The organism is Streptomyces sp. NPDC054840 (assembly GCF_053611065.1).
The window spans coordinates 1-10185 of sequence record NZ_JBSGZP010000231.1 but is presented as its reverse complement, the minus strand read 5'-3'; the positions used below and the strand labels follow the sequence as shown (position 1 = coordinate 10185).

10 protein-coding genes and 1 pseudogene are annotated in these 10185 nt (G+C 70.9%); 9 read left to right on the top strand and 2 right to left on the bottom strand.

Annotated features, from left to right (window positions below; genetic code table 11):
- Positions 1-104 precede the first annotated feature (104 nt).
- Both ACWGIU_RS18225 and ACWGIU_RS18220 read left to right on the top strand, forming a co-directional pair.
- Positions 105-857 (top strand): IclR family transcriptional regulator, encoded by a 753-nt coding sequence (locus tag ACWGIU_RS18225; RefSeq protein WP_453706986.1) that lies wholly within the window; start codon positions 105-107, stop codon positions 855-857.
- Positions 854-1264: a RidA family protein gene (locus ACWGIU_RS18220; RefSeq protein WP_453706984.1), complete on the top strand. Its 411-nt coding sequence runs from the start codon at positions 854-856 to the stop codon at positions 1262-1264. The genes ACWGIU_RS18225 and ACWGIU_RS18220 overlap by 4 nt, the downstream gene beginning before the upstream one ends.
- Before the next feature lie 89 nt (positions 1265-1353).
- Here the strand turns inward: ACWGIU_RS18220 and ACWGIU_RS18215 are convergent, their stop codons facing one another.
- Positions 1354-2691: a M14 family metallopeptidase gene (locus tag ACWGIU_RS18215; RefSeq protein ID WP_453706982.1), complete on the bottom strand. Its 1338-nt coding sequence runs from the start codon at positions 2689-2691 to the stop codon at positions 1354-1356.
- 124 nt (positions 2692-2815) lie between these two features.
- Positions 2816-4519 carry a chitinase gene (locus ACWGIU_RS18210; RefSeq protein ID WP_453706980.1) on the bottom strand — a complete coding sequence of 568 codons (1704 nt, stop codon included), beginning with the start codon at positions 4517-4519 and terminating at the stop codon, positions 2816-2818.
- 400 nt (positions 4520-4919) lie between these two features.
- Here ACWGIU_RS18210 and ACWGIU_RS18205 point away from each other — a divergent pair, with 400 nt between their 5' ends.
- From ACWGIU_RS18205 to ACWGIU_RS18175, 7 genes and pseudogenes are all read left to right on the top strand, one after another.
- Positions 4920-5822 (top strand): hypothetical protein, encoded by a 903-nt coding sequence (locus ACWGIU_RS18205; protein WP_453706978.1) that lies wholly within the window; start codon positions 4920-4922, stop codon positions 5820-5822.
- A gap of 48 nt (positions 5823-5870) precedes the next feature.
- Positions 5871-6572 carry a Flp pilus assembly protein CpaB gene (cpaB, locus tag ACWGIU_RS18200; RefSeq protein WP_453706976.1) on the top strand — a complete coding sequence of 234 codons (702 nt, stop codon included), beginning with the start codon at positions 5871-5873 and terminating at the stop codon, positions 6570-6572.
- A 7-nt stretch (positions 6573-6579) separates the two neighbouring features.
- On the top strand, positions 6580-7854 hold the full coding sequence (locus tag ACWGIU_RS18195; RefSeq protein WP_453706975.1) for an AAA family ATPase: 1275 nt from the start codon (positions 6580-6582) through the stop codon (positions 7852-7854).
- 3 nt (positions 7855-7857) lie between these two features.
- The gene (locus ACWGIU_RS18190; RefSeq protein ID WP_453706973.1) at positions 7858-8226 is read left to right on the top strand and encodes a TadE/TadG family type IV pilus assembly protein; all 369 of its coding nucleotides are present in this window, start codon (positions 7858-7860) and stop codon (positions 8224-8226) included.
- Position 8227: 1 nt separating this feature from the next.
- The gene (locus ACWGIU_RS18185; RefSeq protein ID WP_453706971.1) at positions 8228-8596 is read left to right on the top strand and encodes a TadE/TadG family type IV pilus assembly protein; all 369 of its coding nucleotides are present in this window, start codon (positions 8228-8230) and stop codon (positions 8594-8596) included.
- Positions 8593-9936: a CpaF family protein gene (locus ACWGIU_RS18180; protein WP_453706969.1), complete on the top strand. Its 1344-nt coding sequence runs from the start codon at positions 8593-8595 to the stop codon at positions 9934-9936. The genes ACWGIU_RS18185 and ACWGIU_RS18180 overlap by 4 nt, the downstream gene beginning before the upstream one ends.
- Positions 9933-10185, top strand: a pseudogene (locus ACWGIU_RS18175) (type II secretion system F family protein); the annotation flags it as partial. The gene ACWGIU_RS18180 and the pseudogene ACWGIU_RS18175, both read left to right, overlap by 4 nt.

Genomic DNA, 10185 nt, shown 5'->3' with positions numbered 1-10185 from the left:
CGCCGGAGGGGCTGAATGTGTCCCGGAGCAAGCTTTGGGGTGCGGCCGCAGCCCGGGGCGCCCGACGGAGCCGGTGGTGCTGTGACCGTAGGAGAGGGCGAGCGATGAGCCAGTCCGTCGAGAGGGCACTCGGCATCCTGCCTCTGCTGGCGCGAGGCCCGGCCTCGCTCGGCGAGGTCGCCGACGAGCTCGGCGTACACAAGAGCACCGCGCTCCGCCTCCTGCGCACCCTGCACGAGCGCGGCTTCGTCTACCGCCGGCCCGACGGCCGCTACCGTCTCGGCGCGCGGCTCTTCGCGCTCGCCGCCGAGGCCATCGAGAACCTGGACGTCCGGGAGGTCGCGCACCCCTACCTCGTCGAGCTGAACCGGGCCACCGGGCACACCGTTCACCTCGCCCTCCATCAGGACGACGAGGTCGTGTACGTCGACAAGGTCGACAGCCGCTACCCGGTCCGCATGTACTCCCGTATCGGCAGGCCCGTACCCCTCACGGTCGCCGCCGTGGCCAAGCTGCTCCTCGCCGACCTGCCCGCGGCCGAGCGCCGGGCCCTCGCGGACCGGATCGAGTACCCCCGCTACACCGCCCGCTCCACCCCGGACGCGGCGGCCTTCCTGCGCGAACTGGACCTCGTACGGGAGCAGGGCTGGGCCACCGATCTCGGTGGGCACGAGGAGTCCGTCAACTGCCTCGGGGCTCCCGTGCGCGGGCCGGACGGACGGGTCGTCGCGGCGCTGTCGGTCTCCGCGCCCGGCGTGGTGGTCCCCGCCGAGGGGCTGCTCGAACTGCTGCCGCAGGTGCTGCGTACCGCCGAAGCCATCAGCCAGGACTACTCGGGAACCCAGGAGAGCACATGAGCGAGAAGACCGCCGTCACGCCCGACACCCACACCACCCCGCCCGCGAGGTTCTCGCACGGCGTGCGGAAGGGGAACATCCTCCAGGTCGCCGGCCAGGTCGGCTTCCTCCCGCACGTCGACGGGCAGCCGCCCACCCCCGCCGGTCCGACCCTGCGTGAGCAGACCCTCCAGACGCTGGAGAACGTCCGCTCCGTGCTGGAGGCGGGCGGTGCGGGCTGGGACGACGTGCTGATGATCCGCGTCTACCTCACCGACACCGGGCACTTCGCCGAGATGAACGGCATCTACAACACCTACTTCGAGGAGCAGGGCCTGAAGGAGGCCCCCGCCGCCCGCACCACCGTGTACGTGGGCCTGCCGGCCGGGCTGCTCGTCGAGATCGACGCCCTCGCCGTCCTGGGCTGAGCCGGGCCTGCGGCCGGACACGTGGGCGGGGCGCCCCCCTGGCGGTGGGGCGCCCCCTTTCACGCGGTCAGGTCAGGCACCGCACACGGTCACGGCGTCGCGCAGTACTGGGCTTCCTTGCCGATCGAGCGGTACATGCAGTCCGCGTTCTCCAGCAGCTGGAGCACCGCCTCCTTGTTGCGCGCGGTCTCGCGGTCGATGACCTCGTCCGGCGGGTAGAAGCCGCCGCCGCCGCTCTCCGGGTACATCTCGAAGGTGTAGGAGAAGATCTTCTGATTGCCCCACAGCCAGTCGTCGATCGTCCCGTCCGTGATGTACAGGTCGCTCGACTGCTCCGGCGTGTAGCCGTTGCTCGCCGCCATGCTGGTGCCGATCTTCTTGTAGACGGCGAGGTCGTCGGCGGTCAGGCCCGGGGCGGTGTCGTTGTAGGTGTAGCCGAAGGGCCACAGGACGAGCTCGCTGTAGGTGTGGAAGTCGATGGCGGCCTTGATCTGCTGCTTGCCGCCGACGACCCGGCTGCGGACGAAGTCCGCGACGACCTTCACCTCGGGCGCCGACTCGGCGGAGGCGCCCCGGTAGGTTTCGGAGCTCTTGCTGCTGCTGGAGCCGCCGCAGCAGCCGAACTTATAGTTCCAGTTGCGGTTCTCGTCCGTGCCGACGTAGGAGGAGCCGGAGTTCGGCTGGCGGTTCTTGCGCCAGGAGCGGTAGGAGCCGGTGGCGATGTCGTACTCGCCGCCGTCCGGGTTGAGGTCCGGGACGATCCAGATCTCACGGCCGTTGACGGCGCCGGTGACCCGGGAGTCGCTGCCGTACTTGGAGGTGAACTCCTTGAGCAGGTACAGCGCCATCTCGACGGTCAGGTGCTCACGGGCGTGCTGGTGGGCGGTGAAGAGCACCTCGGGCTCGGCCTCGTCCGTCGCGACATTGTCGCTGATCTTGATGGCGAACATGTCCCGGCCCTGGTAGGACTTACCGATCACCCGCTTGCTCGCGATCGCGGGGTACTGCGCGACGAGCTGGTTGATCTCCGCTGTCGCCTCGGCGTAGTTGTGGTACCTCGAGTCCGCCGAGGGGAAGTCCATCGGGCTCGCCGCCATACCGGGCAGTGAGCGGTCCGGGGGGCCGGGCAGGGCTGTCAGCCGGTAGCCGAGCTCCTTGAGCTTCTCGGCCTGCATGGTGTCGGCGCTGACCACGACCGTGTGGTCGTCCACCTCGTCGATCGAGACGCCCGTGCGGAGCAGGGCGGTGCGGTCGGCGGCGGTGGAGGGGCCGTGGATCCGGTACTGGACGATCGCCTCGTCCTGGGTGGCGGTGGAAGGGGTGGGCGGAGGGGAAGCCGTCGCGCTCATGCCGTAGGCGGGTGCGCCCAGCGCGAGCGCCAGCAGGGCCGCCGTGAGGGCGGCCCTTCGGCGGGTATGGAGCCGCATGCGTTCTCCTGGGTGGGGAGTGTGGGGTAGCCGTGCGGACGCGCACAGCGTGCTCTCGTGGCATGTCCCGGTCAAGGACGTGCTGTGCGGGCCGCACCGTTCCGGCCACCCCTACACGTACCGCCTACGGCAGCCCGTGGACCTTGGGACCCACCGAGTTCGACCAAGCACTACCCGCCTTGGCGTCCCAGTTGGTCGACCAGGTCATCGCACCGCGCAGCCCCGGGTAGGTCTTCGACGGCTTGAAGGAGCCGCAGTTCGTCCCCCTGGTCAGGCAGTCCAGAGCGTTGTTGACGACGGTCGGGGACACGTAGCCGCTGCCGGCGCCGCTGGGGGAGGCCGGGACACCGATGCCCACCTGCGAGGGGTCGAGGCCGCCCTCCAGCTGGATGCAGGCGAGCGCGGTGAGGAAGTCCACCGAGCCCTGGGAGTAGACCTTGCCGTCGCAGCCGTTCATCGAGCCGCTGTTGTAGTACTGCATGTTGACGACGGTGAGGATGTCCTTGATGTTCAGCGCCGTCCTGAAGTAGCCGCCCTGCGTGGACTGCATGTCGATCGTCTGCGGGGCCATGGTGATCACGAGCGAGGAGCCGGCCTTCGACGACAGCGAGCGCAGGGCCTGCGTCATGTAGGTGGGGTTCAGGCCGTTTTCGAGATCGATGTCGATGCCGGTGAACCCGTACTCCTGCATCAGGGCGTACGCGGAGTTCGCGAGGTTGTTCGCGGAGGTCGAGTCGTTGACCGTGATGGTCCCCTTCTCGCCGCCGACCGAGAGGATGACCGACGTGCCGGCGGCCTTCTTCGCGGCGATGTCGGCCTTGAACTGGGTGACCGTGTAGCCGCCGAGGCCGGCCGAGTCGAGGTTGAAGGTGATCGCGCCGGGCGTGGTGGTGGCGTCGGCGAAGGAGACGGCGATGATGTCGTACTGCGCCGAGACATCGGAGATCTTCTGGACGGTCGCGCCGTTGTTGAAGTTCTGCCAGTAGCCGGTCAGGGCGTGCTTGGGAACGCCCGGGCCGGGGCCCGGACCCGGGCCGGTGCCGGTGGTGGTGCCGGTCACCGGGGCGGCCTTCGGGCCCTCGCCCGCCGCGTTGTAGGCGCTCACCTGGAAGGAGTACGAGGTCGAGGCCGTGAGTCCGGTGAGCTGGGCGGAAGCGGCGCCGCCGGTCACGGTCCTGACGCGGACGCCGTCCTGATACACGTAGTAGCCGGTGGCCGAGCCGACCGCGTTCCACGAAAGGGTGAGGGTGTTCGCGCTCTGGCCGGAAACGGCCGTCCCGGCCGGGGCGCCGGGAACCGACGGGCCGGGGTCCGTGCCGCCTCCGCCGTCCGGGCCGAAGACGCTGAATTCGTCGACGGTGTAGGCCGGCTGGCCGTACCAGCCGTGCGTGTAGACGGTGACCTGGGTGGTGCCGGGGCCGGTGGTGAAGGTGGTGGAGAGCTTCTGCCAGCCGGCGCCCGACCCCGGCGTCCAGGTGGAGACGTCCTGGGTGCCGGTCCCGGTCGCGCCGAGGTAGACGTAGCTGCCCTGGACCTGCGTGCTCAGCGTGTACGTCGAGTTCGGCTTGACCGTGACGGTCTGGCTGCAGCGGGCGTTGTCCTGGCCCGCCGGGGTGGCCTTCAGCGCGCCGGATCCGGCGTGGACGGGCGAGGAGACGGAGGCGCCCGTTCCGCCGGTGCAGGACCAGTTGGCGAGACCCGACTCGAAGCCGCCGTTGCGGGCGACGTTCACGTCGGCGGCCTGTGCAGTACCGGCGGCGAGGGCGGACAGGGCGCCCGCGGCCAGGGTGGCGGCGATGGGGAGGGCGAGGGAGCGTATGCGGTTCACGTGGGCTCCGGTGGGGGGAGGAAGAGGGGTGGGGGAAGAGGCGGACCGGGTGGGGTGGGTCCGGCTCGACGCGTTGGCTGCCAAGTTGGTCCAGACCAATCTTCGTGTCAAGAGTCTTCGCGATGTGGCTTGAAATGGCCCGCTATGCGATCCCTGTTGTCCGGGTTTCCGCCACCTGTGACATGTGCTGGTAGCACGGGAATCTTCAAGGCCCTGCCCCGCCAGGGGCGACGCGGATATGGTGCTGGGGCAAGGGGGGAGCGGGCCGATCGGATGCGGTCGCGCAGTACGGGCGCGGACGCGAGAAGTCCGTGCCGAGTCCGCGTCAGGTCCGTGCCGACCGCGCGCCGGGCACGTCAAGTGCCCGCGGAGTGCGGGGCGTACGTGGGGGAACGGGGGAATGCGCGTGCCGACCGCCATCGCTGTCACCAGCGCCGATCTGGTACTTCCGGCCCCTGACCGGCACACGCCCGGGGCCGCCTTGCTGCACCCGCCCGAGCAGCTCGACCTGGAGGGCGCGCTCGCCGAGACGGGCGCCCTGCTGGAGCGGCACGGCCACCTCGTCGCCCTCGTACCGCCGTGGCTCCCGCGCTCCACCGTCCAGCGGCTGCACACCGTACGCGCCATCCTGGAAACCGACCGGATCGCGCTCCTCGGCATCGATCTGCCGCCGCTGGGAACGGCTCTGCTGGCGCGTCAGCTGCGTCAGCTCAGCGTCTGCGACTTCAGCCCCGGAATCATCGCGTCCGCGGCCCGGCTGCTGTCCCACTACATCTACGCGGGCGCCCTGCTGGGCTCGGTCGCCAAACTCGACCGGGTCCGGGTGCCGGTCGGCCTCGGGGCCCACGCCAGGTCCTGGTCCCCGAGCGCGCAGTTCGCCGTCATGGCCCACCCGAAACCGCACCTGGCGAAACTGGGCGGCGGGAACCAGGGTGCCCACGGCCCCCGCAGCGGCGTACTGCCGGCCGGTCCCGAGTTCGCCACGCACCTCACCTTCGCCCGCGGCCAGCTCACCTCCGACTGGGTCACGGCCGAACTGGCACCTGCCTGGCAGGTCCAGGGCGTCATGGAGAACCCGCTTCCGGCCTCGTCCCCCGGCTGGTGGGGCACCCCGAAACTCGTCGAGTTCGCCGCCGGCATCCCGGACCTGTCCGTGCTCTACCAGCTGGTCGCCTCGGTCCGCCGGGAGGAGTGCCGCTGGTGCGGCCTCGAACTCATCGGCGACCGCTGCGGCTTCTGCGCGGCACCGCTCACCGCACCGCCGCCGCCCGCGCCCGCGAGCACCGCCCGTTCCAGACCCTGATCACTCGAACGCACGAATGAATGAAGAACGGCGAGGTAGGTAAGGCCCATGAACTCACGCCAGCGCCGCGGCGTCATCCTGCTGCTCCTGTCGGTCCTGTGCGCACTGGGGGCCTTCGCCGGAGTCCTCGTGGTGATCGGCGATGTCAATTCCAAGGTCGGCGCCGAGGTCGTCGCGTACCGGGCCAAGGGCGACATAGCCCCGTACAGCCCGCTGTCGGCCGGGCAGTTCGAGGAGGTCAGGATTCCCGAGCGGTGGCTGTCCGACACCGCCGTCTCCGACCTCGGCACGCTCAAGGACAAGATCGCGCTCACCACGCTGAAGAAGGGATCGCTGCTCCAGGCGGACATGTTCGTCGACCGGCCGCAGCTGCAGCCCGGTGAGCAGGAGATCGCCATCATGATCGACGCGGCCACGGGCGTGGCCGGAAAGATCACCTCCGGCGCCAAGGTCAACATTCTCGCCACCTTCAAGGGCGCCAAGGACACCGAACCCTCGCGGTCGGTGATCATCGTGGCCAACGCCCGGGTCCTGGGCGTCGGCAAGCTCACCGCCCTGGACAAGGACAGCGACCGCAAGGGCCCCGCCGAGGCCGTTCCGATCACCTTCGCCCTGAGCACCAAGGACACCCAGCGCGTCGCGTACGCCGAGTCCTTCGCGGAGCACGTACGCCTGGCCCTGGTGGCCCCCGGCACCGACTCGGCGCCCGCCCCGGGCGACCGCACGTACACCCTCGACGGGGACAGGTGAGGCCCGGATGACCACCCGCATCCTCCCCGCGGTCGGCGACCCGGACGCCGCGCGCGCCATTGTGACCCTGCTCAGCCAGCTCCCGGACGCCGAGCCTGCCGCACCGGTCCCGGACGCGACCACGCTCCTGGACACCCTCGCCCGGCTGGCCGCCGACTCCATCGACGAACTCCCCGAGGTCGTCCTCGTCCACGAGCGGATCGGCCCGGTCCCCGCCCTGGAACTCATCCGGGAGGTCGCCCTGCGCTTCCCGGCGGTGGGCGTCGTCCTGGTCTCCTCGGACGCGGGCCCGGGGCTCTTCTCCGCCGCCATGGACTCGGGCGCGCGCGGCCTGATCGGCCTCCCGCTCTCCTACGAGGAACTCGCCGCCCGCGTCCAGGCCGCCGCCCAGTGGTCCGTGGGCGTACGCCGCCACCTGGGGCGGGGCGCGGCCGAGGCGTTCACGGCCGGGCCCGGCGGCCGGGTCGTCACGGTCACCGGAGCCAAGGGAGGCGTGGGCGCCACCTTCACCGCCGTGCAGTTCGCACTGGCCGCGGCCGCCTCGGGACGGCGTACCGCACTGGTCGACCTGGACCTCCAGGCCGGCGACGTGGGCTCGTACCTCGACGTGCAGTTCCGGCGCTCCATCGCCGACCTCGCCGGGATCCAGGACATCTCCCCGCGGGTCCTCCAGGACGCCGTCTACGACGACGCCTCGGGCCTCGCGCTGCTCCTCGCCCCGGCGGACGGGGAACGCGGCGAGGAGGTCGACGACCGGGCCGCCCGGCACATCGTCGGAGCCCTGCGCGGACGCTACGAACTCGTCGTCGTCGACTGCGGCACCCAGGTCACCGGGGCCAACGCGGCGGCCGTGGAGATGGCGGACGTGGCGGTGCTGGTCACCACCCCGGACGTGGTCGCGGTACGGGCGGCGAAGCGGATGGTCCGGATGTGGGAACGCCTCCAGGTCCGCAAGGCGGAGGACACGGCGATGGTCGTCAACCGCTGGAGCAAGCACACCGAGATCCAGCCCGCCCTGATCGAGAAGATCACCAAAACCCGCGCCACCCGCACCCCGGTCCCGGCCGCCTTCAAGGAACTCCAGGCCGTGGTCGACGCGGGCCGCGTCCAGGACCTCGACAACCGCTCGACGGTGAAGCAGGCCCTGTGGACCCTGGCCGGCGAGCTCGGCCTCCTGTCGACCCCGGACCCCGCCCCGTCCGCCGCCACCGCCCCGGGCGCCTCGCTCGCGGTCCGCGCGCCGGGCCCGGTGGCCCGCCTGCGCCGCGGCCGGGAGGGCTGACAGATGCCCGCCCGCAGGCCGGGGCGCGGGGACCGGGGCCAGGTGGCGATCGAGTTCGTGGGCACGGTGCCGCTGATCCTGCTGCTCGTGGCGGCGGTGTGGGAGTGCGTACTGATCGGGTACGCCTTCTCCCTGGCGGGCAACGCGGCGGACGAGGCGGCGCGGGCGGGGGCGGTGCGCGGGGACGGCGCGTGCACGGCGGCTGCGGGTGAGCACATCGCGGCCACCTGGAAGATGACCAGCGAATGCGGCGTCTCGGGGGACATCTACCAGGCGAAGGTCACCCTCCGGATCCCCGTGTTCTTCCCGGGACTCGGCTTCGGCGCCATCGACGGCACCGCCGGCGCGGCCATGGAGAGGGAGGAGAACTGACGTGAACCGACGTGCGCGCTCCGACCGGGGCCAAGTGGCCATCGAGTACATCGGCTTCGTGCCGATCCTGCTGTTCGTCGCCCTGTGCGGGATCCAGCTGGGCTGGGTGGCGTACGTCCACGAGCAGGCGGACACGGCCGCCCGTACCGCCGCGCGTGTGGAGGCCCGTAACGGGAAGGGCGGTGAAGCGGCGGGAGCGGCGGCCGTCAGAGCCGGACTCGCGCCGGACGTCAAGGTGTCCAAAACGGCGGATGCCGTCACCGCGGTGGCGACGATAAAGATCAACGCCATCATCCCCGGACTCGACATAGAAGACGCCACAGCCACGGCGGTCATGCCCAACGACGACCCGAAGGTGACCGGACCATGAGCCTGCGTTCCCGGGTCAACACCCCCGACGACCGGCACAGCCCGCGCGAGGACGGGCGCCTGGTCTCCTCCTACCGCGCCAAGCTGCTGGAGGAGATCGACCTCGCCGAGATGTCCGCGCTCGCGCCCGCCGAGCGCCGGGCGCGCCTGGAACGCGTACTCGGCCACATCATCAGCCGCGAGGGACCCGTCCTCTCCACGGCCGAGCGCGCCCAGCTGATCCGCCGCGTCGTCGACGAGGCCCTCGGGCTCGGTGTGCTCGAACCGCTCCTCGAAGACGCCTCCATCTCCGAGATCATGGTCAACGGCCCCGACCACATCTACGTGGAGCGCGCCGGCCGGGTCGAACAGCTCCCCATCCGCTTCGCCTCCCACGAGCAGCTCATGCAGACCATCGAGCGCATCGTCTCCACCGTCAACAGGCGCGTGGACGAGGCCAATCCCATGGTCGACGCACGCCTCCCCAGCGGAGAGCGCGTCAACGTCATCATCCCGCCGCTCTCCCTGACCGGCGCCACCCTCACCATCCGCCGCTTCCCGCGCGCCTTCACCCTGCACGAGATGATCGCCCTCGGCTCGCTCGACGAGCAGATGCTCCTCCTGCTCTCCGGCCTCGTCGCGGCGAAGATGAACGTGATCGTCTCCGGAGCCACCGGCACCGGCAAGACCACCCTCCTCAACGCCCTCTCCGGGCTGATCCCGGAGGGCGAACGCATCATCACCATCGAGGACTCGGCCGAACTCCAGCTCCAGCAGGCCCACGTCATCCGCCTCGAATCCCGCCCCGCGAACGTCGAGGGCAAGGGCCAGATCACCATCCGCGATCTCGTCCGCAACTCCCTGCGCATGCGCCCCGACCGCATCATCGTCGGCGAGGTCCGCGGCGGCGAAACACTCGACATGCTCCAGGCGATGTCCACCGGCCACGACGGCTCCCTGGCCACCGTCCACGCCAACAGCTCCTCGGACGCCCTGATGCGCCTGCAGACCCTCGCCTCCATGTCCGAGGTCGAGATCCCCTTCGAGGCTCTTCAGGACCAGATCAACAGCGCGGTGAACGTCATCGTCCAGCTCACCCGCTTCGGCGACGGCTCGCGCCGCATCACCGAGATCTCCGTCCTCGAATCGCACGGCCGCGAGCCCTTCCGGATCACCACGGTCTGCCGCTTCGGGGCACAGCCCATGGGAGCGGACGGGCGCGTCCGCGGCTACTTCGAGTACTACCCGCTGCCCCGCCGGATCGCGGAACGCCTCTACATGAACAACCAGCCCATCCCGCAGGCCTTCGGCGTCGCGCCGGAAGACCCCCTGACCGCCCGCATCACCCGGACCGCCCTGTGAACCCCTACATCCTCGCCACCCTCGGCGCCACGCTGCTCGCCTGCGTCCTGGTCGTCGCAGGCCTCCAGGCCTACCTCGCCGGCCGCGCCCAGCGCGCCGCCCTCATCGAGCGCCTCTCGGCGAGCGGTGTCCCGGAGCCCGCCGGCCGCCGCCGCCGCTTCCGGACGGTCGACCGGCGGCTGCGCAGGACGCAGCTCGGCCGCCGTATCGAGCTGAAGCTGGCGACCACCGGCCTGGACCTCACTCCAG

Bases quoted from the DNA above. Each gene is read 5' to 3' on its own strand.
- ACWGIU_RS18180 (WP_453706969.1), top strand. From the start codon at position 8,593: ATGAGCCTGCGTTCCCGGGTCAACACCCCCGACGACCGGCACAGCCCG.
- ACWGIU_RS18195 (WP_453706975.1), top strand. From the start codon at position 6,580: ATGACCACCCGCATCCTCCCCGCGGTCGGCGACCCGGACGCCGCGCGC.
- cpaB (WP_453706976.1), top strand. From the start codon at position 5,871: ATGAACTCACGCCAGCGCCGCGGCGTCATCCTGCTGCTCCTGTCGGTC.
- ACWGIU_RS18205 (WP_453706978.1), top strand. From the start codon at position 4,920: ATGCGCGTGCCGACCGCCATCGCTGTCACCAGCGCCGATCTGGTACTT.
- ACWGIU_RS18220 (WP_453706984.1), top strand. From the start codon at position 854: ATGAGCGAGAAGACCGCCGTCACGCCCGACACCCACACCACCCCGCCC.
- ACWGIU_RS18190 (WP_453706973.1), top strand. From the start codon at position 7,858: ATGCCCGCCCGCAGGCCGGGGCGCGGGGACCGGGGCCAGGTGGCGATC.
- ACWGIU_RS18225 (WP_453706986.1), top strand. From the start codon at position 105: ATGAGCCAGTCCGTCGAGAGGGCACTCGGCATCCTGCCTCTGCTGGCG.
- ACWGIU_RS18215 (WP_453706982.1), bottom strand. From the start codon at position 2,691: ATGCGGCTCCATACCCGCCGAAGGGCCGCCCTCACGGCGGCCCTGCTG.